A 24,807-nucleotide genomic window follows, 5' to 3' on the forward strand; every position below is an offset into this window, starting at 1 on the left:
CAGTGTTATGGAGTGTTTGCAGCAGTTTGATACGTTTCAAGCAGTAGGCAATTCTGAGCTTGAGTCAGATAAGTGTCTTGTTCTGGCTCCAATGCATTCCATTTATGCATTTGTTGAAATAACCATTCAAAGTCTTGGGCTTTTGGTTCAGCACTGTTGAGCACAAAATTCCTAATAATATTTTGGATGGTAAAGTACTTTTCAACATGAACGTCTGGCGAACAATAGAATTGAATGACATCAAATTCCATCAGAAGTTGCCATACGGGCGCAAAATCTTCGAGATCACGTAATTCTTGTTGTGCTTTGATAATGGCGCTGGTCAATGCAATCAACGTATGTGGATGTTTCTGGCCCCATTCTTGAGTCACCGCCAAAACTTTGTCTGCAACATTCGGAATGATGTGTTGGCTTGAACAGACGATTTGACTTAAACCCTGTAACTCAGCTTGTGTATTCCATGGTTCACCCACACAAAAGCCATCTACCAGATGATTACTCAAGGCCTCGACCATATAGGGTGGCGGCAATGTTTTTACCTGAATCGATTGTGCGAGCTTCGGATCAGCCAAAGCCAGCCATTCTCTTAAACAATAATGATGAATTGAGTGTTGAAACACATGCGCCAAAGAGACGTTTTGATGCTGGTGAATGTAATCTGTCAGTTTCTTGGCTGAACTTTCCGCAGAATCTTGTTTCTGAATATCGAGTGCATAGCAGAGCTTTTGGCTCAAGCTGATAAAGGCGCGATTTTCACTGAGTACCAATGGTGTTTGTAAAGCAATTCCAATTTGATCGCTGCCTACAGCCGCAGCAGGTAACATAGCAGACAAGCAATGAGCAGTATCGAGCAAGCCAAAAGCGAGGCGATCTCTTAAACTGGCCCAAGATGCTTCTTTGACTAAATTCACCTTTAAACCGACATCTTCAAAAAAACCACGCTGTTTTGCCCAAAGTAACGCGACACAATCGAGTAAAGGAATATAGCCAAGTTGTAATTCGGTTTTCTCTACTTTTGCTAATTCGACTAAATGGCTCATCTATTCATCCTTTAGCTGATTATTTAAAAGTTTTTGTGCGTCGAGTAAACGCCGCGCCATTTCTCCAATGGTCATACGATGACTCATCGCATTCTTTCGGAGTAATTGAAACGCGGTGTCTTCGGTTAAGCCATGTAGTTGCATCAGCAACACTTTGGCTTTTTCCACATCTTTGCGGTCTGCCAGTTTGGTTTTGGCATCTTTGAGGTCACATTCTAGTTTTTTATGTTTTTTATACTGTTCAATCGAAATATCTAAAATGGTGTGCAAACGGCTTGGATCAATGCCATCGACAATATAGGCGGTAATCCCTGCATCGATGGCTTGTTTAATCATGTCTTTGTCAGTGTTCTTGGTAAATAGAACGGTGGGTAGGTCAAAGTTACTGACACAACTTTCGATCACATCGCGCTGTGGGTGATCCATATCAAGCAGAATCACATCTGCTTGAAGGTGTTCGAGTTTAAAAATATTGAGATGATCGAGGGTAAAACAAGCCACTACATCAAAGTCATGTTCAATCAAACAGGTTTTTATGTATTCAGCCCGAGTCTGGTCGTCATCAATAAGTGCGATCTTGAGTTTCGGCATAAGTATATAGGTCAAACGGTGGGGTTGTGCACAGGTCTATTAGGGGCTGTGCGTATTGTTTTGAAGCAAAATTAGTGCCAGTGTGTCTTTTGACTTCTTATTCGGTGCAATCGCTCCGTAAGCGTATTGTGTATGCGCTTTATTGTATCGCTGCCGGTGATGACTAAAAGTGAAAAATTAGATTTGCCATCTAAAAAAATAGAGCTGTACTTTTTTGGTGCGTAAAAAGAGTTGTTTTGAAGCAATACGAATTGTGCTGTAAAACAGGTTGTTGTATTGAATTTGCTATTTTTAATCGAATTGGTATTTATTAAAAATAAAGAGTAAATGAATAAAGTTAATATAAAACAATGGCTAATATTTTATTTGCACGTTTCTGGTAGAGACTTGGCACAGCATTTGCTAATTATTCCTTGAGTCAAAGACGACTTGCAAAATTGTAAGACGGCCAACGATGTCCGATCTGATCGGTTTGTTGATACAGCGTGATGTATCAACAACACAAGATACGTTCAGTATGGGAGATGGCAATGTCTTTAGATTTATCGGCGAAAAAAGCCACATCAATCAAGTTATTTAACTTTTCTACAGCAGCAATGCGGGCCTTCCATATGAGTTGGCTTGCTTTCTTCGTTTGCTTCTTTGCCTGGTTTGCTTGCGCACCGTTAATGCCAGTGATCGCAGGTGAATTTCATCTCACCAAAGATCAGATCGCCAATATCAATATTGCTGCTGTTGCAATCACCATTGTGGTTCGCCTCATCGTCGGTCCGCTGTGCGATCAGTATGGGCCACGTAAAACTTACACGGCATTATTATTATTGGGCAGCATTCCCGTGTTTGGTGTTGCGGCAGCGAATAGTTATGAATCCTTCCTGTTTTTCCGCTTATTGATTGGTGCAATTGGCGCAAGCTTTGTGATCACGCAATACCATACCAGCATTATGTTTGCACCAAATGTAGTGGGCACTGCAAATGCAACTTCCGCAGGTTGGGGCAATGCCGGTGGTGGAGCAACTCAGGCCTTAATGCCATTACTACTCGCAGCATTAATAATGTTTGGTGTTGAACAAACCATGGGCTGGAGAATTGCGTTGATTGTTCCCGGTGTGATGATGGTGATTGTTGGCATTCTTTACTGGAAACTGACTCAAGACAGCCCACAAGGTAACTTTAAAGAATTACGCGCTCAAGGAACGGTGGTTGGAAGCGACAAAAAAGGTGGTGTTGCAATATTGATGCATGCAGCTCGTAACTATCGAGTTTGGATATTGTTCTGTTCTTATGCAGCTTGCTTTGGCATTGAAATCTTTATGCATAACATCATTGCGATGTATTACGTCGAGCATTTTGATTTTGGATTAAAAGAAGCGGGTCTGGCTGCGGGAATCTTTGGTTTATTGGCTCTATTTGCCCGTGCGCTTGGTGGAATGGTCTCAGATAAAATCTCACTGAAAAAAGGACTGGATGGCCGTACCAAAGTGCTATTTGTCCTGATCTTGGGTGAAGGTTTATTCCTGATGCTGTTTTCACAAATGAATAGCGTTGCGCTTGCCATGATGAGTATGACGGTATTTGCACTGTTTACCCATATGGCTTGTGGTGCAACTTACGCCTTGGTTCCATTCATTGATCGTGAAGCCTTGGGTGGCGTAGCAGGCATCATTGGTGCAGGCGGCAATGTGGGTGCAGTTGCAGCAGGCTTTTTGTTGAAAGGTATGGTCGATATTCAAACCTGTTTAATGGTTTTAGGTGGCTTAGTTGTCTTTGCAGCAGGTTCAGTCATGTTGATCCGCTTCTCAGTCGAACATAAAGAAAAAGAACAACGTCTGTTTGAACAGGCCGTTTTAGAACGTGGCTCAGAACAAAGCAGCATAGCTTAATTATTCGTCAGATTTTGGGAGAAACACAATGAAATTAGTGATGATTGGTCACGGTATGGTGGGACATAAATTCATCGAAGCCATCTTGGAGAAAGCGGATGATGAATTAGAAATTACCATTCTTGCGGAAGAACCTCGTATTGCTTATGACCGCGTACATTTGACTGAATATTTCTCTGGTAAAACAGCAAAAGACTTATCACTGGCTCGTTTTGATTTTGCTGATGCGCATGGTATTGATCTCCGATTAAATACCAAAGCGGTTGAGATCCATGCTGCCGAGCAAACGGTAACCACCAATTTCGGTGATGTGATTCATTATGACAAATTGGTATTGGCAACAGGTTCTTATGCCTTTGTTCCACCGATCTCTGGTAATGACCGTGAAAACTGTTTTGTCTATCGTACCATTGAAGACTTGGATGCGATTCGTGCAGCAAGTTTAAACGCAAAGACAGGTGTGGTGATTGGTGGTGGTTTATTGGGTCTGGAAGCAGCCAAAGCACTACGTGATTTAAATCTGGAAACCCATGTGGTGGAATTTGCACCACGTTTGATGGCGGTACAAATTGATGATCTCGGTGGCAAAGTTCTACGCCGTAAAATTGAAAATCTTGGGGTTAAAGTTCATACCCAAAAAGCCACACAATGTATTGAAGCGGGTGAAAGTGCAACACATGTGATGAAATTTGCGGATGGTAGCGTACTTGAAACCGATATCATTTTATTCTCAGCAGGGATTCGCCCACGTGATGAATTAGCGCGTGTCAGTGGTTTGGCGTTGGGTGAACGTGGCGGGATTAAAATTAATGATTATTGCCAAACCTCAGATCAACATATCTATGCGATTGGTGAATGTGCGCTGTGGGATAACAAAATCTACGGTCTGGTCGCACCTGGCTACGACATGGCACGTATTGCTGCAAAACATATCCTAGCCGAAGAAACCCATTGTTTCGCGGGTGCAGATATGAGCACCAAGTTGAAATTGATGGGTGTTGATGTGGCATCCGTTGGTGATGCGCATGGAATGACGCCAAACTCACTCAGCTATTTCTATGCCGACGAAGATGCATTGGTTTATAAAAAGATTGTAGTCGATGTAGACAAAACCAAACTGCTCGGTGCGGTCTTGGTCGGTGATGCCACAGAATACAATGATCTTCTGCAAATGATGTTGAATGGTTTGACGCTTCCAGAAACGCCTGAAAGTTTGATCATGCCTGGCTTTTCGGATTCAGGTGCGAAAGCAGGTGGTAGTGGTGTTGATTTATTACCAGATAGTGCAACCATTTGTTCATGTAATAACGTCTCTAAAGCTGATATTTGCCAAGCGATTTGTGATGGTTCAACCTCTTTGGGTGCCTTGAAAAAATGTACCAAAGCGGCAACGGCCTGTGGTGGTTGTGCACCTTTAGTGACGCAAGTATTGAAATCTGAGTTACAGCGTCAAGGGGTAACGGTCAATAACCATGTCTGTGAGCACTTCCCATATTCACGCCAAGAAATTTATCACTTGGTTCGTGTCAATGAAATCAAGACCTTTGACGATTTGATTCAGCAACATGGTCATGGTTTAGGCTGTGATATTTGTAAGCCGATGGCGGCCAATATTCTGGCATCGTGCTGGAATGATTTCGTACTTGAGCCAAGCCATGCGGGTCTACAGGACAGTAACGATTACTACTTGGGTAATATTCAAAAAGATGGTTCTTACTCGGTAGTTCCGCGTATGGCAGGCGGTGAAGTCACCCCAGATGGTTTAATCGCTGTCGGTCAAATTGCCAAAAAATATAACCTGTATACCAAAATCACAGGTGGACAACGGGTCGACTTATTTGGTGCGCAAATCCATCAACTCCCATTTATTTGGGAAGAGCTCAATGCAGCAGGTTTTGAATCAGGTCATGCTTACGGTAAATCATTACGTACCGTGAAATCATGTGTCGGTAGTACATGGTGTCGTTATGGCGTCGATGATTCTGTTGGCTTGGCGATTGAACTTGAAAATCGTTATAAAGGCTTACGTTCACCGCATAAACTGAAAATGGCTGTGTCAGGCTGTACTCGTGAATGTGCAGAAGCACAAGGTAAAGATGTTGGGGTAATCGCGACTGAGAAAGGCTGGAACTTATATGTCTGTGGGAATGGCGGCATGAAACCACGTCATGCAGAGCTACTGGCATCAGATCTTGATACCCAAACCTTGATTCGTTATATCGATCGTTTCTTTATGTTCTATATCCAAACAGCCGATCGTTTACAGCGCACCAGTGTATGGCGTGACAATATGGAAGGTGGTTTGGATTATCTTAAATCGGTCATTGTCGATGATTCGTTAGGGCTTGCAGAAGAGTTAGAACTTCGTATGAGCCATGTGATTGGCACTTATCAAGATGAATGGCGTACCGCGGTTGAAGACCCTGAAATTCGTAAACGCTTCCAAACCTATATCAACACCAGTGCAGAACAACAAGCTGATCCACATATTCAATTTACTCAAGTGCGTGATCAGATTCGCCCATTAAATGACGCTGAGCGTTCAGAAGATCGTATCCCAATGGTTAAAGCATAAGGAGAACTCAAATGACCAGTTTAAAGAACATCGATATGCTGCCAGAAAATCAATGGGTTGAGGTGTGTGCTCTGGATGACATCACACCGAATACAGGCGTAGGCGCATTGATTGAAGGTCAATCGGTTGCACTGTTCCGTGTTGGGCATGAAAAACGTATTTATGCTTTAAGCAATAAGGATCCGTTCAGCCAAGCCAACGTAATGTGCCGTGGCATTATTGGCGATTTACAAGGTGAACGTGTCATTGCATCGCCGATTTATAAGCAACATTTCAGCTTAGCGACGGGACGTTGTTTGGAAGATAAAGACCAAAAGTTATTGGTTTTTCCAACCAAAATTGAAAATGGTCGTGTTTGGGTCAGGTCTGTTCCGCAAAAAACCTATATTACCAACAATGGTGTTGCGCAAGAAAGGCTAAAACTGGTGCTGATTGGTAATGGTCTAGCGGGGATGCGTTGCTTAGAGGATTTACTGGATATGGCACCAGATCGTTATGAGGTGACGGTGATTGGTGAAGAACCTTGGGGTAATTACAACCGTATTATGCTGTCACCAGTGCTTTCAGGTGAAAAAACCATTGATGACATCATGCTGCATCCACATGCATGGTATCGCGATAAAGGGATTCAATTTATTGCTGATGATCCTGCGGTAAAAATTGATCGTACTCGCAAAGTGGTACATACCGAGAAAGGCAAAAGCGTTGATTATGATCGTTTGATCATTGCGACTGGTTCCTCGCCGTTTATTCCACCTGTGCAAGGTGTGGATTTAAAAGGTGTGATCAGCTTCCGTGATATTTATGATGTTAACACCATGATCAAATATTCCGAAACCAAAAAAAATGCTGTGGTGATTGGTGGTGGTTTGCTAGGGCTGGAAGCGGCGTATGGACTGAAACAACGTGGCATGAATGTGACGGTTTTGCACCTGATGGATCGAATTATGGAACGTCAGTTGGATGGCCGTGCCAGCCGTATGTTGCGCCATAGTATTGAACAAAAGGGTATCAATATCATTACCGAAGCCAATACCGAAGTATTGATTGGTGAAGAAGGTCATGTCAGTCAAGTTCGTCTTAAAGATGGAACTGTGTTAGATGCAGATTTAGTCATTTTTGCGGTCGGGATTCGTCCAAATATTGCGTTGGCTCAACGTGCAGGACTACGTTGTAATCGTGGCATCTTGGTGAATGACACCATGCAAACCTTTGATCCAAGTATTTATGCTGTGGGCGAATGCATCGAACACCGTAATCAAACTTTTGGTTTGGTTGAACCACTGTGGGGACAAGCCTTTATTTGTGCAACACATTTGGCTGAACATGGCAGCTTAACCTTTAAATCGCCAACTGTACCAACACAGTTAAAAGTCAGTGGTGTCGATGTATTCTCGGCTGGGAACTTTGAACCGAAAGAAGATTATGAAGACATCATTCTGAATGACGATAAACGTCAAATTTATAAACGCATCATTATCCAAAAAGACAAGGTGATTGGTGCGGTTCTGTTTGGTGATACGGAAGATGGCATGTGGTATGCCGAGTTGATTGCAGATCAAACACCCGTTTCTACATTTAGAAATAAGCTGTTATTTGGTAAGGATTTTGCAATGAAAAAGGCAGGGTAAAAGTTAACTTTTTCGTGAAGAATAGGTTACGTATTAATGGCATTGCCGCATATTTCATGTATGAGCAGATGTTATTTTCAAAGGCATTGCCTTACTTTTCAAGGATGAAAAGTAACAAAAATCCTTTGTTGAACTGACGGTACGTCCTTGCTACCGCAGTTCAACAAGGCGGCATCCATGCCGCCTGTCACGGTAGTGGGTGATGAGAAAAATCTAGTTTTAGAAAGATTGTTTAAGCTGAAACTGGAGAAGAACTCAGAAAGACTTTTTGTTGAACGTAGAGTTCAGTGAATTAATGAGGTAAAAGGGGCAGTCATGAACAGTATTCAAAATCTAGAACACAGTCGCTCCGATCAAGCAGAAACAATCATAACAAAAACAACATGCCCCTATTGTGGCGTGGGCTGTGGTGTGGATGTCAGTGTGCAACATAAAGCGCATGGCACGACGGTACAAGTCGCTGGTGATATGAATCATCCTTCAAACTTTGGACGATTGTGTATCAAGGGGAGTAATTTAGCTGATACATTGGGCTTGGAAACTCGTGTCTTACATCCGATGTTTGGTCGTAAAAACCATCGTACAGTCACCACATGGGATCAAGCCATTGAGAAAATTGCAGATCAGTTTCAAGCCTGTATTGATCAATATGGCGCAGACAGCGTTGCATTTTATGTCTCAGGTCAGTTGCTGACGGAAGACTATTATGTGGTGAATAAGTTTGTAAAAGGCTATTTAGGCACAGCCAATATTGATACCAATTCACGCTTATGTATGTCATCTGCGGTTGCAGCGCATAAACGTGCTTTTGGCGAAGATATTGTGCCTGCCAGTTATGAAGATTTTGAACATACTGACATGGTGGTTTTAGTCGGTTCCAACACCGCATGGTGTCATCCCGTGCTGTATCAGCGGATTATGCAGGCCAAAAGCAAGAATCCAGATTTATTTGTGGTGGTGGTTGACCCTCGTTTTACCAGTACCTGTGAGCAAGCGGATTTACATTTACCAATCTTACCTGGTCAGGATGTGGCTTTATTTAATGGCCTGTTTCAGTATTTATATCGCAATGATTACATCGATCAGCATTTTGTAGAGATTCATACTGAAGGTTTAGCGGCACTTTTAGCAGCGAGTAGCAGCGAACAAGATTTTGATGGATTAGTGAAACGGACAGGGATTTCCGCAGAAAAATTACAGCTGTTTTTTGATAAATTTGCCAAGACGGAGAAAGTGATTACGCTATTTTCAATGGGGGTGAATCAATCCTCTCAAGGAGTCAATAAAGCCAATAGTATTATCAACTGTCATTTACTGACTGGAAAAATTGGCAAATTAGGTGCAGCGCCATTCTCGATGACGGGTCAACCCAATGCCATGGGCGGTCGTGAAGTGGGTGGACTCGCCAATATGTTGGCTGCGCATCTGGATTTGGACAATCCTTCACATCAAAAACTAGTACAAGATTTCTGGAACAGTCCTGTGATTGCTAAGCAAGCAGGCTTAAAAGCAGTTGATTTATTCCAAGCAGTGGAAAGCGGTAAAATCAAAGCCATCTGGATTATGGCAACCAATCCTGTGGTGAGCTTACCTGATGCAGATCAAGTCAAACGTGCATTGGAAAAATGTGAGTTTGTCGTGATCTCTGATATTTGTGCAGATACCGATACCACGGCTTATGCAGATGTATTGTTACCCGCGCTGGGTTGGGGTGAAAAAGAGGGCACAGTCACCAATTCTGAACGCCGTATCTCACGTCAACGTGCATTTTTAACGCCGCCAAAACAAGCCAAAGCCGATTGGTGGTCGGTTGCTCAGGTTGCGAAAAAACTGGGATTTAATGGTTTTGATTTTAATCATGCCTGTGACATTTTTAATGAACATGCGGCTTTATCGGCTCATCAAAATGCCAGTGTTGACCAACGCGACCAAGTTGAAAATTTCCGTTATTTCAATTTAAAAGGCCTCATGAATTTAAGTCTGGATGAATATGATCACCTATGCCCAATCCAATGGCCTGTATGGGAGAAAGGTCAAAGTGTTGTAGTGGAGCAGCTATTTGATCGAGGTCGTTTTAGCCATAAAAACCAAAAAGCCAAACTGATTCCAACCGTGGCCATTGATCCTGTGCATGCCATCTCGGAAGATTACCCATTGGTATTGAATACGGGGCGTATTCGTGATCAGTGGCATAGCATGACCCGCACAGGTTTATCGGCAAACCTCACCACACACCGCGCTGAACCATTTTGTGAGATTCACCCGAATGATGCGTTAAAATTTGGTATTCGCGACAAAGCTTTGGTCGAAGTTCGCTCGGAATGGGGTCGTTGCGTGCTGCGTGTGACCTTGGCACAAGGGGTACGCCGTGGCCAAATCTTTGCACCGATTCATTGGACTGAGCAAGTCGCTTCTGATGCGCGGATTGGTAAAGTGGTCAATCCTGTGGTGGATGCGATTTCAGGTGAACCTGAATTTAAACATACCCCTGTTGCAATTCAGCCATTCCATATAACTTGGCAAGGTGTGCTCTATGTACGTGAAGGCTTTGAACATCATATCAAAGCATCTTTACAAAGTTGTGCATGGTGGACCAAGATCAAAACAGCGAAAGCAATGCGTTATGAAATTGCTGATCGTCACAGTATTGATGAGACTCAAAAGAATCTAAAAAGCTTCCTGCCTTTTGTCGATGAAACCTATGAATGGTTAAGTCTGGAGGATATTTCATCGCAGCTCAGCCATAGTGTGATTTTAAAAGATGGTATCCTGGTTGCCAGTTTATATATCGCACCTGCCGATCTATTGCCTGATCGGGATTGGGTGGCTAGCCTGTTTAAACGTGAACGATTAAGTGCCCTGCATCGTAAAGCTTTGCTGGCAGGGATGCCGATGTCCGCTACAAATAATGATGGACCATTGGTTTGTAGTTGCTTTAAAGTGGGTAAAAATAAGATTATTGAAGCCATTAAAACGCAAAATATCACGCATGAAAAACAAGTCACAGCATGTTTAAAAGCAGGTGGAAATTGTGGTTCCTGCTTACCTGAGATTCGTGGTCTGATCAAAACCTGTCAACTGGAGGCAGAAGCATGAATACACAATATCCCGCTACAGATCTGGTGATCTTGGCGGGAGGGCAAGCGCGCCGTATGAACGGGACTAACAAACTGCTACAACAGTTTGATGATCAGATTCAGCTGTCAAAAATTTGTGAAAGCTTTAAGGCCCAGGTTCAACACATTTGGGTGAATAGCCACCGTGATAACTCGATATATAAACAGATTGAACCTAATATTCGATGCTATGCCGATGATCAGCATGGTTTTTTAGGCCCATTAATGGGAATGAAAAGCGCATGGTCGTATGTTAAAGCTGATTATGTTTTATTTATTCCATGTGATGTGACTTATATTCCCAATCAGGTTTTAGTCAAACTGCATCGAGCTTTACACAAGACCCCTCAAGCGCAGGTGGCTTACATTACCATGAATGGAGATGCGCTATATCCATTTTGTTTACTGAAGCGAGAAAGTTTGCCTGTGCTGACGCAAGCGATTGCGGAGAACAGACTCAGCTTACGAGATTGTTTTCAACAATTTGAAGCGCAGGTAGTTGTATTTCAAAAACAAAGCCTGTTTTGTCATAGCATTAACTCCTTAGATGAGTTGCAACAATACAAGCAGATGAAGGTGTTTAAGCAATCTATTTCAGGTTGATGGGTCGACTCAGCTGATTTAGCGTAAAGAAAAATAGAGAGGCCGGAATTTCTCAATTTTTCTGCAGTGGAATAAAACATATTCAGGCTTTTGCCAGATAGTTTTCCATTTCTTGCGCGGGAACCATTCCACCGCCTGTTGCCCAAACGATGTGATTGGCGTTGTGTAATTGCTGCTCATTAAATTGATGTAAAGCCGCATAGTTTTGATGTTTGTTGACCAAGATCGGACCCAACATACCTGCCAATGCAGAAGGTTCGAGTTTGATTTGCTCAGACTGATTTAACATCCCGAGTAAGCTATACATGCTGTGATCATCAAGCGTATAAAAGCCATCTAATAACCGTTGCATGGCGCGACCAACAAAACCAGAGGCACGACCCACAGCTAAACCATCAGCAGCAGTGATATTGTCAATGCCGATATCCTGAACCGAAATTTCATCATGTAAACCACTGGATACGCCGAGTAACATACATGGGGAATGAGTGGGTTCGGCAAATATACAATGCACATGATCGCCCAACGCCATTTTTAAGCCAAATGCAACGCCACCTGGGCCGCCACCAACACCACAAGGTAGGTAAACAAATAGAGGGTGATTTTGATCAACAACAATATCGTTTTGTTTTAATTGTTCTTTTAAACGTTCACCAGCGACTGAATATCCTAGAAATAGAGTGCGAGAGTTTTCATCATCAATGAAAAAACAATTTGGATTTTCTGATGCAGCTTTTCGGCCTTGTTCTACAGCTATGCCATAATCTTGATCATATTCAATGACATTTACACCATGTGAACGTAACTTGTCCTTTTTCCATTGGCGGGCATCTGCTGACATATGTACCGTCACATCAAAGCCTAATTTTGCGCTCATAATGCCAATTGATAATCCGAGATTGCCTGTTGAACCGACGGCAATACTATATTGACCAAAAAAATCTCTAAATTCAGGGCTGTTTAGCTTCGTGTAATCATCTTGGACGCTGAGTAGTTTTGCTTGTAGCGCAAGTTGCTCTGCCCGATAAAGCACTTCATAAATACCACCACGTGCCTTAATCGATCCAGAGATGGGCAAATGGCTGTCTTTTTTAAGCCATAACTTTCCAGCTATTTTTTGATTAAAGTGAGCCTCCAGATGCTGTTGCATATTCGGGATATCGATCAGCTCAGATTCGATAATACCTTTCGTTGCAAGCGTTTCTGGAAAGACAGCCATCAAGTAAGGTGCAAAACGTGCTAAGCGATCACGGGCATCATCAATATCAGATTGATTAAGCCCAACATAAGGTAAACCCTCATCTAGCGTGGTGAAATCAGGGTTAAACCAAACCGTCTCTTTGAGCTCAATCAGGTCTTTAACAATTGGATATTCTGTTGCAAGGTGTTGGATCTGTTCTAACTGCATGAGCGTACTCAAAAAATTTAAACAAAGTGAATACTTAATGAGGTACAGCCTAAAGCAATTTGGCACTTGGATGTACTGTTTCTCACACTTTAGCCTGTAAAATTTTTATCACTTGCCCATAGATAGATTGCAAATAATCATTTAATGGAAGCAGTGTTTGACCAGACTTGCTGCGAACATATTTAAAATAAGGGCTCAGTGGATATTCACTACTTTCGCATACAATTACTTTGGGAAACCACTCTTGATGAAATTGATCAGCAGTAATATCAATAATGATGCCATTCACGAGCAGATAGCAGTGCGCAATTTCTGGTGCTTGAGGTGAAATTTGAACCTTTCCAACTCGATAGTCTGATTTAATCGCATGAACATTCAGCAAGTAATACTGCAATAGATCACAGGCATCAGCACCACATTCTTTTGGGAACTTGCTGAATAGACCTGTAATGAAGCCATGAGTGACATGATCCAATGCTTCGCGAAAAGCCTCAGCAATCTCTGTGAGGGTTTCAATATCATTTTGATAAGCCATTTCTCTCATTCTTGAAGTAATATGTATTCTTTTAAGTTAAGCACTTTAAATGTAAGATTTAACTAAATTTATTTATTGAATTGTTAAAACTATGAGCTGATGTAAATTAAATTGAGCTTCATTAAATGATTGTTTTATACATGAAATCTTAGGTGTACTTTCTGTTACCTTTCGCGCACCAAACTTAAAATTTATAAGCCAAGAGGGAATGGGGTGATTATTACGAAATGTTAAAAAGTTGCATAATGATCATACTATTTACAAGTTTAAAGTGAATCATTACAAATAAGAATAATTTCCATTTCATAATAAAACGAAGTACATCACTTGAGAGGATCGAAAAAAATGCCTCAATATCTGAAAATTGCTGAAAATATCTACAGAAAATTTCAGCAAAATGATCAGTTTATGATTGATAAACAAGACTGTTTAAATCTCATCATCAAGCAGATTCGTAAAGAGTTAATCGATACGGATTTAAAGCTAGTTTACAACTATATCGATTTTGTTGATGGCTTTAAAGAACCCGCAAAAGATGGTCCTATCAGTCTGGATATTAGTCTTATTCCAAGCTATAAGCACAAGGATGAGTTTGTTCTATGGCTTGCGGGGTTTATTGAAAAAATTACAGAAGGCGGTGTGAAACGTCTACCACCGATACATAAGGATATCCCACCAGAATTTACTTTTCAAAGTGATCCAAATGTTATTTTGGACATAAGAAATGAGCATAGCGGGGAAAGAATTATTTCTTACTTTAGAAGTGATGATTTCGCTGACGAAATTAAAGGTATTTGAAATTTATAAAGAATTTCAAAATGACTGATTTAAATTCGTGTTAATTAGAACAACAAAACGTCTTTCCAATTAAGGTGTAGAATATGCCAACAAGTGAGAATGAATTGACAATATTTGAAGTTTTACGTGAAAGTCATGAAAAACAAAGGAATTTTTCTGAAAAGTTAATTAGAACATCGGGTGATAGCGAAGAAAGAAGAGAACTTTTTGAGCTTCTGAAAAATGAACTTTTTGCACATGCTGTGGCAGAAGATCGATATTTATACATTCCATTAATGATGTCAGATGCAGGATTAAATATTACGCGTCATGCTTTGTCAGAGCATCATGAAATGGATGAGCTACTGGAAAAGCTGACAGAAACTGAATTCAGTCATACTGGATGGCTTGCGATTGCTAAAAAATTATCTCATGTCGTTCATCATCATTTAGAGGAAGAAGAGCATCGCTTTTTTCAACAAGCAGGGAAAATTTTGCCTGAGAAGCAGAAAAAAGAGTTAGCTCAGAAATATCGTGCAGAATATATAAAATATTTAAATAAAGACAAAGATAGTCTGACTTAAAATAATAGAAGTTTATGAAATCATTAAACCCTCAATATGAGGGTTTTTTGATTTTAATTATTTAAGAGTGTCATCCTATTTCAAGATGTTTCTCTATTTACCATAAGTGATAAACATTAACTTAAAGAAAATTCTTATCACTGTTTTTAACAAATAACTCGCTTATGGTGAAAGTACACACAATTCATTTATTCAAATTCCAGTTGAGAATTTTGTTTTGAGTGGATTATTTTCTTAAAGGAGAGAAAAGATGATAAACCAAGATGATTATGATCGTGAACGTATTAGAAATGCACCAGATGAAGTAAAAGAAGAGCTAAATGCCGATCCCATTACAGGTGAACCTGGTTCACATCCAGTTGGAACTGGGATTGGAGCTGCGGGTGGTGCAGCAACAGGTGCTGTCGTAGGGAGTGTTGGTGGTCCATTAGGGACTTTAGTGGGTGGTGCAGTAGGCGCAGTTGTAGGAGGTTTGGCTGGAAAAGCTGTAGGAGAAGCCATAGACCCTACGATCGAAGATGCCTACTGGCGTGAAAACTACTTGAATCAGCCTTATTATAATGATGCAAACGCCAAATATCCGAATCTAGATTATGATCGGGATTATCGAGATGCCTATCGAGTGGGTTACGAAAAACGTTATGGTTATGATCCAGATGTGGCGTTTGAAGAGGTTGAACCCGAGTTAAGAACCAACTGGGAACAGTCCAAAGCTGAATCACGCCTATCATGGGAAGAAGCAAAACATGCTTCACGTGATGCTTGGAATAGAAATAGTAAGTATAACAAATAGAGATCGGCATTGGTCAGGCTTAGAACCCTATTCTTAAAAGAATAGGGTTTTTTATGCAAGGGATATTTACTGTTATTTTATATATCTATAAATAAAAATGGTCTGTATGGTTTTTCGGGATTAATCAGTAAATAATAGATAAAATATTTATTTTTCTCTAGGATTATTTGGTGGTGAAAGCAAATAAACCGAGGGGGAATTCACCTCGGTTTTAAAATTGATATTTGACTGTGCAAAGTGCTATTTGAAACGTCTGCCAGAACATATGAGTCTAGATTTTGTTCTAATTTAAATTTTAGTCTTAAAGTTTTGGTTAATACACGATGTTTCTTAAATTAAACTTGTTTCTAGATGTTTGGTTAATATTTTATTTAAAAATATAAATCCTTGTTTTTAAGGCTGTTGCTTTATTTTTGTTGTATTTTAGTTTTTAATTTAATTACATAAAATTTCATTCTTTAAGAAAGTTAAAATAAGTAGGAGCGAAAGTTACATGAAAAAAAGTCAGTATAAGGTTTTTGAAATATATTAATGAGGTATGATATGTTGAAGACAATTATTACTTTAGGAACAGGTGTTGCTTTAGGCTGTTATTATAAGTCTCATAAAGATAAGACCAAATTATCGAGTGAGAAACGAGATGAGGATATTAACTTGAGTGATGAAGTTAAAGGAAAAAAGGTGCTGAGTAAGTACCTGAAATAGACTTGAGAAAAGAAGCTTGGTTACAAGCTTCTTTTATATCACCCTATAACCATGCAGTATAAATAAATGGAATATGCAGGATAATCGAAGAAATAGTGATGAAATAGCATCAAATTATCATTTTGATGCTGAATAATTTTCTATCTATTTTAGTGAAATCTTAAACAAGCGAGAGGTAATGAAAATGAAGAATTTACTTGCGAAAAGTATCGCATTAAGTTTTGTTTTCACACTTGCAGCATGTGAAAAGAACAAAACAGCAGATAATTCTGCGCTTCGACAGGAAACAACCACACCGCATTCGATGGAAACTGAACCTGTGCCAAATAGTAATCAGCTACACGATGATATGCAGCATGAGGCTTCAGTACCTGTAACAAATCAAGATGGTACATCAGATGCTCATACGGGCAGTGCCACCTCGCAGCAAACCCCTTAGCTGTTCATACTTAATATAATTAATCTATAGGAAAAAGTTGAAGTTTGAGCAATAACTTCAACTTTTTCAGGCGTTTTGGGAGAAATAGATGTAAGACTAGATATTGTTTTTATGTGATGTGATACACATTATTTTTTTGTAATGGTGGATTTGTCACTTATCGTGTAATTTTTATGTATACGAATTTTTAATTTAGTAGCATAAGTCAAAACAATATTAACAATTGATTACTTTAAATAGAGCAAACTCGCATAATAGAAAAAAAGGAATAATCTCATGCCCCAATATTTAAAATTAGCAGAAAAAATATATTTGAATGTTAAAGATTCAAAAGGCTTTGTAGATGAACCTTTAGAAGATCTAAATAATTTAATGATTGAGCTACGGATTGAAATAAAAGAAACAGATTTTAAGATACTTTATAACTATATAAATTTTGAAGATCTACTCATGAATTCAAAAGATTTGCCATTAAGTTTGGATATTAGTATTTTACCTAAAAGTAAAAATAGAACCGAATATATTCTATGGCTTGCCAGTTTTATTGAAAAAGTCACAATATCCAACAGTAAAAAAAAATCTAACTTAAATAGTAAGGTGATTGTGCCTGACTACCACTATGATGATGTTGGAAACATTGTGAATAGAACAAAAAATAACGGTGATGCAATTGTTTCATATTTCAAGGATAAGCAGTCCGTCTAATATATTAAATTTTACTAAGTTATATCGAAGGGTTTGGAAATGGTAAAGCAATATATGCTAAAAGAAGTTGATGCCAGCAGTGAGACAGGCGATAAAATTATTGTCGAGCAAATTTATGAAATGGAACCTGCTACAGATTTAGTGGTCGGTAACTTAGCATGGTCACCATTGTCTAAAGTAGTCATTAGAGATACGGTGATTCAACTCAACGAGGACTTAACATTTACTCATCCACGGACTGGAAAAACTTTTAGAATTGGCACTTAACATTTAACATTGAGAAGGATTGAGTATATCAAGTGAGATTTAGCTGATATGTGGTGTTAGCAACGACTCAGTCCAATCCTTGCTGTTGCAACGTGTACATTCTTGCTCTAAATGAAGCAACGCTGGGTCAAGCCACAATACATGCAAGAATAATAGCGTTGAATATTTAAATTATCTGCCTTTTTATAATGTTGAGGGAATAAGGGTAATCCCCATTTGGTATCTTCCTTGGCATAAAGAAGAATACTTAGGCAGCCATCGGTTTCCAGTAAAGCAACTTTGACTTGTCCCAAGTGCTCTACACTTTTCTGACGTATTTCAGCAAAGAACTCATCATGTGAATATTTTTTCTTTTGCATGTCTTGTATCACTAATAACCCATCCTCAACGATGCACAGAGGTTTTCCTTCCAAAAGGATTTCAACCTTTTTGTTCTTCATCATCGTCCAGGTGACAAAACGATAGAGAATAATGATTGTGTCCATAACCACAAATGCTTGAACAATTGGTGCATCGTCAATAAACATCGGATCACCAGCCGTACTCCCTAGACTAAGGATGATGGCAACTTCAAAGATAGATAATTGTCTAATTCCACGCTTACCTGAAAGTTTGAGAAAAACTAAGATAAGAAGGAACATCACACAACAGCGAATGATAATTTCCAGAACTAGAGTCCAAGTTGTGTCGTGGAGGAAAACACCCATTAAATCCATTAATTAGATACTCTTTCTTATCATTGGTAAGTGTATATATTTCACCCAATAAAAATGAGCTTATGTTTCCAATAAGCTCATTTTTTGTAGCGTAAATGATTTTAAATTCGATCCCAAGCATCCTTGATGGCTTGCTTGGCTTGTTCCCATTTCAATCTTGATTCAGCTTTTAGTTCTTCCCATGATTGTTTGAGGTTTCCTTCAACATCCTCAAACTGGGTATTGCGATCATGCTCAGCACGTGCGCGACTGCCAAGCTCATAAGCTTTGGAAAAATCTCGGTCATAATCAAGGTCGGGTGTATCGAGTGAAGCTTCTTGATAATAAGGGCGCGTCACATAACTTGAACGCCAATGATCATTGGGGTCGATATTTACGCGTGAAGTTTGATTATTGGTATTGGTTAAATTCGGATTTGTCATGATAATTCTCCAGCTAATTTTGCAGATTAGATAAAATTTAGGAGAATATTTTTATTATTCTCCTAAATATCTATGGATCAAAAATAATCAGGAATTACTTTTGTTGATTACTTTGGTTTGATCCTTGGCGGTTTTCATCTTTTTGATGAGACCCTTGTTGCTGACGATTGTCATTTTGCTGTTGTTGCTGCTGTTGACGGTTGTCATTATTTTGGTTTTGCTGCTGTTGCTGTGGATTATTACGCTCTTCATTGCGTTGATTATTTGTATTACTCATGATCGTACACCTCATTTGGTTTTGGATTTTATCTGAGTAAATCAGATGATTTAATTAAAACATTTTTTTAATTTTAAAATAGTGCCAGCCTGTTTCATTATATTTAAATGTAATGCAATTGTTCTTGATAAATGGTGGTATTTTAATGGCTTAGCTTTTTTTATTTTTTAAATTTAAAACAGTATTAATATAACTTTATATATGAATTACATGTTGCAACATTTAACTTTGATTTAGTCTGGTTTTATGTGTTTTTATGATTTTTTTTAAATAAATAATTCAAAATATTAGAATGTAAAAAGTCATCAATCACAGGGTATTGATATAGATCGTATTTTAAATGGTGCTGTTGCAATATTAACCAGAATTAACAAAATTAAAGCAGGATTCAGGGATGAACAACGTAATGTGATCTTATATTTTCGATTCGGAGAATGAAAATGCCAGTCGCCGTAAAAAAAAGATTGCTTGATTTATTGCAGGATGATCATAAAAACTATTACGAGTTAGTTAGTTTTTTTCTAGATAGAGATATATCTAATTTTGAAAAAGAAAAGCAAGCCGTTAATTTATTAACTCATGAATTAGAAATTGTAAACTTAAAAAAATCATATATACCCAATAATGCTGAGGAAATAAAAGATTGGTATCAATCTGAAAATAGAAAAGTATGTCAAAGCTATCAAGAATATTTATCTCATCGAAAGTCTGGAGAAGAACGCCAATACTTTAAAAATATAGGACAGGCATTTGAGTTCTTAGTGAAAGTCGCACCGACCAAAAAGGTAGACGGTGCTTGGCTATACAGCATCGTCAATTATTGGAATGATCCGACTTTTCATGACCTTATTGTGATTTATTTGGAAGAACTAGGGCTAGGGCAGGCAAAATCCAATCATGTATGTATCTATGATGATTTGCTCCGCAATCTAGGTTTAGATGATTTTGAATTTTTTCTTGATGATGAATATTATCATCATGCTGCCATTCAATTGGCTTTCGGATATGCGCCCCCTGAATTTATGCCAGAGATTATTGGCTTCAATCTTGGATACGAACAACTCCCTTTACATCTTTTAATTACCAATTATGAGCTCAAAGAGTTGGGTATTGATGCCAAATATTTTAACTTACATATTACGATTGATAATCTTGCCAATGGTCATGCGCATAAGTCATTGAAGGTATTAGAAAATGTATATAAAAAATATAAAGATAAAATAATTTTTATGGATAAAGTGAAACGCGGCTATGCTTTAAATCAACATGGAATTTTATCCTCAAACATTATTCAAGATCTTGATCTGGAAAGCTTCGTTCATAAAATTTTAAAGCGCAAGGCGATGATTGGCCAATCAGTGCATAACCAGAAGCAATTGATCGGATGTAAGTCTATTAATCAGTGGTTAGCAAATCCGCAGGAAATGAGTGATTTTATTCAACAACTGGTTGAGAAAAAATGGATTAAATTTAATCTTGCTCCTGAACAAAGTATGTTCTGGCGAATGATCAGTCATGAAGATGGGAAGATGTACGGTGTGTTTACTCCCGCAGAAAGACAGATTATTTATGATTGGATCGCTGGCGACCAGTACTCGGCAATCGTTGCTCCTTATCATCACAACAAAAATAAAGATCAGCCTTTGCATGACTTTCTCTTTAGCTATATTTCTGATGGCGAACTGGAAAATTTACAGAGAAAGATTAATCAAACCGATAATTTCGCATTGAAGTTATGTCAGTTAATTCCGTTCTTGGCGCCCGAATCTCATCATAAAAGCATAGGGCTGTGGAGTACCCAGAAATACGTTGAATTACTATTTCCTTATTTAAAAAATTCATCATCTTAGTCAGTTGTAATCAAGATAAAAAACCTCCTTTGGGAGGCTTTTTTTACTTATCTATTAGAGGACGACTATAGAGCGTTTTATACCGTTATCTACAGCGCTGATCAGGGCAACTTTAGCTTTGAGCTTGTTGCTCCCTTGATGTGTACTCTTAATAATTTCAGGTTCTGGGTGCATGACTTCCTGATGACCGGGTTGATGCTGTTGATGTTGCGCTTGAGCTGAAGCAGGATAATGGTTCGACTGATTATTCATTGTGAGTGTCCTTTAAACTTATAATCCATAAGTTCAATGAGCTTTTAAAAACTTGTTAATTTTAGTAAGGACCATGTTTTGATTGGTTTTATTTGTATTTTTTAGCTAGAGGAATTCAAAAAATCTATCTGTACTGCTTTATAAAAATGAGTTGATATATTTGATGTTAGTTATTTTATCAAAGCCTACCATATTAAATCTTAACATTTCATTATTAAATTTATGATGAGTACACTTGACCTTTAGGTAAATGAGTTCTATTTTGGAACTTAATTAAACTTTCACCATATCAGGTGTGTCCGATCAGGACTGAAATTTACCCCACTATGGCTTGGGAAGTGAGAAAAATAAAGGAACAGGAGTTTTATATGTTTGGCATTAGTTACCAGCAAATACCCTTGCACGTTTTATTTGAACATCAGGCAACTTTGGCAGGGCTTGGAAAAATTGGTTTGCGTAGCCTCAAAAAGCATCAGCAAACGCAGCAGACCGATTGGCAGTCGTTAGCATCGATTAATGAAGTGATCAATCCTCCAAGCCTTGAATTGATAGATCAATATGTGCGATGGAGTGGTGCCGAAGCCAGTAAATATCAAACTTCTATTCCGCCGCATATGGTGTCGCAATGGGGACTTTCCTTTGCAACACGTCTGCTTTTACAAACCCACTATCCATTGAGCCAAGTCATCAATCAAGGAGTAAGCCTCAAGGTGCATGGCAAGATTCCACGAAATCAGGAACTGCTCATCCAAGCCAAAATTGCAAATGTAGATGAACGAAATGGTCTAGCACGTGTTTCTGTGCAAATCACCACAGGTACGATTGCACAACCTGAGTTAGTTGAGACCGTATTGCACATGGCGTTTATTTTACCTCATTTTGAGAAAACCAAGCGTACAGAAATAGCGGAACATAAAACTTGGCAAAGTTTGGGTGAATGGTCTGCGACAGCAGATGATGGTTTTAAATTTGCATTACTGACAGGTGATTTTAATCCAATTCATTGGGTCGGTCCTTTGGCAAAACTTTCAAGCTTTGGTCAAAAGGTATTACACGGATTTGGCGTGTTTGCGCGTAGTTATGAATTATTACCTGAGACAATACAGCAAATTGATGTGCGCTTTTTAAAGCCAGTGAAATTACCGTCACAACATAATCAAGTTGAGATCAGTACCGAACCAACACAAAGCGATGTTCGGGTTGTGGGCTCGGCAGGACAAGTCTGTTTAATGGGGCAATATTCATAACATAATAAGGTGATAAAAATGACGACTGCTACAGCAACCAAACAGGACGTAACCGCTTGCATTTTATGTTCACGTAATTGTGGGCTCAGTGTAGAAATTGAAGATAACCAGTTCAAGAAAATTAAAGGTGATGATCAGAATCCTTTTTCTCAAGGTTATATTTGCCAAAAAGCCGCGCGTTTACAGCATTATCAACAACACGCTGATCGTTTAACTTCACCGTTAAAACGTCAGTCAGATGGTTCATATCAAGAGATTAGTTGGGATCAAGCCATTCAGGAAATTGCTCAACAGTTGATACAAATTCGTGATACGCATGGTGGAACTGCATTTGCATCTGTGGGTGGCGCTGGGCAGGGTAATCACTTGGGTGCGGCATATGGTCGTCAATTGCTCTATGCGATGAAAAGCTTCTATTCCTATAATTCATTGGCTCAAGAAAAAACGGGTGATTTCTGGGTCAATGGACGTTTGTTCGGCAGTCAGGCTTGTCATACCACCGAGGATGTTGAACATGCAGATTATGTGCTGTTTATCGGAACCAATCCTTTTCAGGCACATGGTATTCCAAATGCAAGAGATACCTTAAAACATATCAAAAAAGATCCAAATCGAACGATGGTGGTTTTTGATCCACGGGTGACGGAAACCGCAAAACAAGCTGATATTCACGTGCAATTAAAACCTGGAACAGATGCTTATCTGATGTCAGCAATGATCGCGATCATGTTGCGAGAAGAGTTGTATGATCATCAATTCATCCTGCAACACACGCATGGTTTTGATCAGGTTAAACAGGCATTTCTTGCGATTCCGATTGAAGAATACATTCGAAAAGCAGATGTTCCAGTGGAATTGATTTATCAGGTGGTCCGTGATTTTTCTCGCGCAAAGCGGGGGTGTGTACGGATCGACTTAGGCATTCAACATACCTTGAACACCACTTTGAATGGTTATCTTGAAAAGCTTTTGTATTTATTGGCAGGTCATTTTGGCAAACAAGGGACCAATAACCTGCATACTATGTTTATTCCAATTTTGACCGATACCGATGAGCGGAATCCCAAATATCGCCGTACGGTTTATCATAACATGTTCCCCATTTCTGGCTTTTTCCCACCCAATATTCTGCCTGATGAAATCTTGAAGGCTGGAGAAAAGCGTGTTCGTGCGGTATTTGTAGATAGCTGTAATCCTTTGCTGACTTATCCAGATACAGCCGCATACGAGCAAGCATTCCAGTCGCTTGAGTTATTGGTGGTTGTGGATGTGGCAATGACTGAAACGGCGCGATTAGCGCATTATGTTTTACCCGCGCATAGTCAATTTGAAAAGTGGGAATTTACAGGGTTTAATCTGGAATTCCCTAAAAATGGCTTCCATTTACGTCATCCATTATTTAAAGCTCAAGGGAATAGTTTGCCTGAGGCTGAAATCTATACGCGCTTGCTTGAAGCTATGCAGATGATACCGAAACAATTTCCTATCCTGAGTAAAATCGCCGAAAAAGATTCAGCCAATACCTCTTATCTTGCTTACTTTGGTGCGCTTGCTGCGAATTTTGCGAGAAACAAAAAGTTGACTCCATTTGCAGCATCGATTGTGTATCGCACTTTAGGCAAGACTTTACCCAATGAAGCTGCTTCTACGGCATTGTTACTTCCATTGTGTATGCAATATACGGCTCGGTATTATAAAGCTGTGAAGCAAGCAGGTTATGAAGGTAATCGCTTCAATCTGGGGGTGAAATTATTCCAAACCATTTTGCAGCAACGTTCTGGGGTGGTACTGTCTCAACATGACTATGCAGATGTATGGGATTTGCTGGCGTATAAGGACAAAAAAATTCGTTTAGCGATTCCAGAGATGTTTATCGAATTGGCACAGTTAAAGCAACAGTCCTTGACCTTGACCGATGAATATCCCTTTATTTTGCTTGCAGGTGAACGTCGTAGCTATAACGCCAACCAAATTTATCGTGACCCTGCATGGCGTAAAGTCGATGCTGAAGGCCGCCTGAGGATGAATCCAGATGATGCGTTGAGTTTTGGCGTTGAAACAGGTCATCTGCTGCAGTGTATTTCTGAACATGGGGAAATTCAGGTCATGGTTGAACTTGATGAAGGAATGCGAAAGGGGGTAGTGTCATTACCGCATGGTTATGGCTTACGTTACCGTGGTGGTGAGCCAATAGGGCCTCAACTGAATCGTTTAACCTCTACCCAGCATTGTGATCCATTGTCTAAGACGCCATATCATAAATATGTGCCTGTTCGTTTAGAGCGTTTGAATACCCAGACGAGAGAAGAGTTGATTTAATGATGTATTTGCACCATCCTCTTGCATATGAAATAAAACATGCTGTGAAATGGTGTAAAAACTTGAACAAAA

General features: G+C 39.5%; 21 protein-coding genes and 2 pseudogenes. 15 read left to right on the forward strand and 8 right to left on the reverse strand.

Features of this window, described 5'->3' with window-relative positions; genetic code table 11:
- Positions 1-5: 5 nt before the first annotated feature.
- Positions 6-1,040, reverse strand: a complete 1,035-nt coding sequence (locus F909_RS05890) for an ABC transporter substrate-binding protein (RefSeq protein WP_005152532.1) — start codon at positions 1,038-1,040, stop codon at positions 6-8.
- On the reverse strand, positions 1,041-1,631 hold the full coding sequence (locus tag F909_RS05885) for an ANTAR domain-containing response regulator (protein ID WP_005152534.1): 591 nt from the start codon (positions 1,629-1,631) through the stop codon (positions 1,041-1,043). It abuts the gene before it with no gap.
- Positions 1,632-2,161: 530 nt separating this feature from the next.
- On the opposite strand from F909_RS05885, the gene F909_RS05880 reads away from it, so the two are divergent.
- The 5 genes from F909_RS05880 to mobA all read left to right on the forward strand — a co-directional run bounded on the left by F909_RS05880 (position 2,162) and on the right by mobA (position 11,439).
- Positions 2,162-3,514, forward strand: coding sequence for an MFS transporter (locus tag F909_RS05880; RefSeq protein ID WP_005152536.1), 1,353 nt, complete (start codon positions 2,162-2,164; stop codon positions 3,512-3,514).
- 28 nt (positions 3,515-3,542) lie between these two features.
- Complete coding sequence (gene nirB / locus F909_RS05875; RefSeq protein ID WP_005152537.1) at positions 3,543-6,089, forward strand: nitrite reductase large subunit NirB; 2,547 nt, start codon at positions 3,543-3,545, stop codon at positions 6,087-6,089.
- 11 nt (positions 6,090-6,100) lie between these two features.
- A complete protein-coding gene (nirD, locus tag F909_RS05870; protein WP_005152540.1) occupies positions 6,101-7,720 on the forward strand; it encodes a nitrite reductase small subunit NirD in 1,620 nt (539 codons plus the stop codon).
- A 315-nt stretch (positions 7,721-8,035) separates the two neighbouring features.
- Complete coding sequence (locus tag F909_RS05865; protein WP_005152543.1) at positions 8,036-10,816, forward strand: nitrate reductase; 2,781 nt, start codon at positions 8,036-8,038, stop codon at positions 10,814-10,816.
- Positions 10,813-11,439: a molybdenum cofactor guanylyltransferase gene (mobA, locus tag F909_RS05860; protein WP_005152545.1), complete on the forward strand. Its 627-nt coding sequence runs from the start codon at positions 10,813-10,815 to the stop codon at positions 11,437-11,439. The genes F909_RS05865 and mobA overlap by 4 nt, the downstream gene beginning before the upstream one ends.
- Before the next feature lie 82 nt (positions 11,440-11,521).
- Here the strand turns inward: mobA and F909_RS05855 are convergent, their stop codons facing one another.
- Both F909_RS05855 and F909_RS05850 read right to left on the reverse strand, forming a co-directional pair.
- Positions 11,522-12,847, reverse strand: coding sequence for a D-serine ammonia-lyase (locus F909_RS05855; RefSeq protein ID WP_005152549.1), 1,326 nt, complete (start codon positions 12,845-12,847; stop codon positions 11,522-11,524).
- An 82-nt stretch (positions 12,848-12,929) separates the two neighbouring features.
- Complete coding sequence (locus F909_RS05850; protein WP_032878066.1) at positions 12,930-13,382, reverse strand: hypothetical protein; 453 nt, start codon at positions 13,380-13,382, stop codon at positions 12,930-12,932.
- 345 nt (positions 13,383-13,727) lie between these two features.
- Here F909_RS05850 and F909_RS05845 point away from each other — a divergent pair, with 345 nt between their 5' ends.
- From F909_RS05845 to F909_RS05820, 7 genes are all read left to right on the forward strand, one after another.
- Positions 13,728-14,180: a hypothetical protein gene (locus tag F909_RS05845; protein ID WP_005152558.1), complete on the forward strand. Its 453-nt coding sequence runs from the start codon at positions 13,728-13,730 to the stop codon at positions 14,178-14,180.
- A gap of 83 nt (positions 14,181-14,263) precedes the next feature.
- Positions 14,264-14,743 carry a hemerythrin domain-containing protein gene (locus F909_RS05840; protein ID WP_005152560.1) on the forward strand — a complete coding sequence of 160 codons (480 nt, stop codon included), beginning with the start codon at positions 14,264-14,266 and terminating at the stop codon, positions 14,741-14,743.
- Between the two features lie 250 nt (positions 14,744-14,993).
- Positions 14,994-15,536 (forward strand): glycine zipper domain-containing protein, encoded by a 543-nt coding sequence (locus F909_RS05835; protein WP_005152561.1) that lies wholly within the window; start codon positions 14,994-14,996, stop codon positions 15,534-15,536.
- A 543-nt stretch (positions 15,537-16,079) separates the two neighbouring features.
- On the forward strand, positions 16,080-16,241 hold the full coding sequence (locus tag F909_RS21300) for a hypothetical protein (protein ID WP_005152563.1): 162 nt from the start codon (positions 16,080-16,082) through the stop codon (positions 16,239-16,241).
- 184 nt (positions 16,242-16,425) lie between these two features.
- Positions 16,426-16,680 (forward strand): hypothetical protein, encoded by a 255-nt coding sequence (locus F909_RS05830; protein ID WP_005152566.1) that lies wholly within the window; start codon positions 16,426-16,428, stop codon positions 16,678-16,680.
- Between the two features lie 276 nt (positions 16,681-16,956).
- Complete coding sequence (locus F909_RS05825) at positions 16,957-17,385, forward strand: hypothetical protein (RefSeq protein WP_005152574.1); 429 nt, start codon at positions 16,957-16,959, stop codon at positions 17,383-17,385.
- A 39-nt stretch (positions 17,386-17,424) separates the two neighbouring features.
- Entirely contained in the window at positions 17,425-17,652 is a 228-nt protein-coding gene (locus F909_RS05820) for a hypothetical protein (RefSeq protein ID WP_005152576.1), read from the forward strand.
- Positions 17,653-17,691: 39 nt separating this feature from the next.
- Here F909_RS05820 and F909_RS05815 read toward each other — a convergent pair.
- The 3 genes and pseudogenes from F909_RS05815 to F909_RS05805 all read right to left on the reverse strand — a co-directional run bounded on the left by F909_RS05815 (position 17,692) and on the right by F909_RS05805 (position 19,067).
- A pseudogene (locus F909_RS05815) lies at positions 17,692-18,368 on the reverse strand (DUF421 domain-containing protein).
- Positions 18,369-18,469: 101 nt separating this feature from the next.
- Positions 18,470-18,790 (reverse strand): hypothetical protein, encoded by a 321-nt coding sequence (locus tag F909_RS05810; RefSeq protein ID WP_005152583.1) that lies wholly within the window; start codon positions 18,788-18,790, stop codon positions 18,470-18,472.
- Positions 18,791-18,884: 94 nt separating this feature from the next.
- Positions 18,885-19,067: a hypothetical protein gene (locus F909_RS05805; protein WP_005152586.1), complete on the reverse strand. Its 183-nt coding sequence runs from the start codon at positions 19,065-19,067 to the stop codon at positions 18,885-18,887.
- 440 nt (positions 19,068-19,507) lie between these two features.
- Between F909_RS05805 and F909_RS05800 the strand changes: the two genes are divergently transcribed.
- Positions 19,508-20,917, forward strand: a complete 1,410-nt coding sequence (locus F909_RS05800; protein WP_005152588.1) for an iron-containing redox enzyme family protein — start codon at positions 19,508-19,510, stop codon at positions 20,915-20,917.
- A gap of 57 nt (positions 20,918-20,974) precedes the next feature.
- On the opposite strand, the pseudogene F909_RS05795 reads toward F909_RS05800, so the two are convergent.
- Positions 20,975-21,169 (reverse strand): annotated as a pseudogene (locus F909_RS05795) (NAD(P)-dependent oxidoreductase); the annotation flags it as partial.
- 368 nt (positions 21,170-21,537) lie between these two features.
- On the opposite strand from F909_RS05795, the gene F909_RS05790 reads away from it, so the two are divergent.
- The gene (locus tag F909_RS05790) at positions 21,538-22,416 is read left to right on the forward strand and encodes a MaoC family dehydratase (protein WP_005152592.1); all 879 of its coding nucleotides are present in this window, start codon (positions 21,538-21,540) and stop codon (positions 22,414-22,416) included.
- Between the two features lie 18 nt (positions 22,417-22,434).
- Complete coding sequence (locus F909_RS05785) at positions 22,435-24,735, forward strand: molybdopterin-dependent oxidoreductase (RefSeq protein ID WP_005152593.1); 2,301 nt, start codon at positions 22,435-22,437, stop codon at positions 24,733-24,735.
- Positions 24,736-24,807 lie beyond the last annotated feature (72 nt).

The organism is Acinetobacter sp. ANC 3929 (assembly GCF_000369405.1).
GTDB lineage: Bacteria > Pseudomonadota > Gammaproteobacteria > Pseudomonadales > Moraxellaceae > Acinetobacter.

Excerpts from the sequence above, each read along its gene's own strand:
- F909_RS05820 (WP_005152576.1), top strand. The coding sequence starts at position 17,425 with ATGGTAAAGCAATATATGCTAAAAGAAGTTGATGCCAGCAGTGAGACA.
- F909_RS05845 (WP_005152558.1), top strand. The coding sequence starts at position 13,728 with ATGCCTCAATATCTGAAAATTGCTGAAAATATCTACAGAAAATTTCAG.
- F909_RS05785 (WP_005152593.1), top strand. The coding sequence starts at position 22,435 with ATGACGACTGCTACAGCAACCAAACAGGACGTAACCGCTTGCATTTTA.
- F909_RS05810 (WP_005152583.1), bottom strand. The coding sequence starts at position 18,790 with ATGACAAATCCGAATTTAACCAATACCAATAATCAAACTTCACGCGTA.
- nirD (WP_005152540.1), top strand. The coding sequence starts at position 6,101 with ATGACCAGTTTAAAGAACATCGATATGCTGCCAGAAAATCAATGGGTT.
- nirB (WP_005152537.1), top strand. The coding sequence starts at position 3,543 with ATGAAATTAGTGATGATTGGTCACGGTATGGTGGGACATAAATTCATC.
- F909_RS21300 (WP_005152563.1), top strand. The coding sequence starts at position 16,080 with ATGTTGAAGACAATTATTACTTTAGGAACAGGTGTTGCTTTAGGCTGT.
- F909_RS05880 (WP_005152536.1), top strand. The coding sequence starts at position 2,162 with ATGTCTTTAGATTTATCGGCGAAAAAAGCCACATCAATCAAGTTATTT.
- mobA (WP_005152545.1), top strand. The coding sequence starts at position 10,813 with ATGAATACACAATATCCCGCTACAGATCTGGTGATCTTGGCGGGAGGG.
- F909_RS05830 (WP_005152566.1), top strand. The coding sequence starts at position 16,426 with ATGAAGAATTTACTTGCGAAAAGTATCGCATTAAGTTTTGTTTTCACA.
- F909_RS05885 (WP_005152534.1), bottom strand. The coding sequence starts at position 1,631 with ATGCCGAAACTCAAGATCGCACTTATTGATGACGACCAGACTCGGGCT.
- F909_RS05790 (WP_005152592.1), top strand. The coding sequence starts at position 21,538 with ATGTTTGGCATTAGTTACCAGCAAATACCCTTGCACGTTTTATTTGAA.
- F909_RS05840 (WP_005152560.1), top strand. The coding sequence starts at position 14,264 with ATGCCAACAAGTGAGAATGAATTGACAATATTTGAAGTTTTACGTGAA.
- F909_RS05800 (WP_005152588.1), top strand. The coding sequence starts at position 19,508 with ATGCCAGTCGCCGTAAAAAAAAGATTGCTTGATTTATTGCAGGATGAT.
- F909_RS05855 (WP_005152549.1), bottom strand. The coding sequence starts at position 12,847 with ATGCAGTTAGAACAGATCCAACACCTTGCAACAGAATATCCAATTGTT.
- F909_RS05890 (WP_005152532.1), bottom strand. The coding sequence starts at position 1,040 with ATGAGCCATTTAGTCGAATTAGCAAAAGTAGAGAAAACCGAATTACAA.
- F909_RS05825 (WP_005152574.1), top strand. The coding sequence starts at position 16,957 with ATGCCCCAATATTTAAAATTAGCAGAAAAAATATATTTGAATGTTAAA.
- F909_RS05805 (WP_005152586.1), bottom strand. The coding sequence starts at position 19,067 with ATGAGTAATACAAATAATCAACGCAATGAAGAGCGTAATAATCCACAG.
- F909_RS05865 (WP_005152543.1), top strand. The coding sequence starts at position 8,036 with ATGAACAGTATTCAAAATCTAGAACACAGTCGCTCCGATCAAGCAGAA.
- F909_RS05835 (WP_005152561.1), top strand. The coding sequence starts at position 14,994 with ATGATAAACCAAGATGATTATGATCGTGAACGTATTAGAAATGCACCA.
- F909_RS05850 (WP_032878066.1), bottom strand. The coding sequence starts at position 13,382 with ATGGCTTATCAAAATGATATTGAAACCCTCACAGAGATTGCTGAGGCT.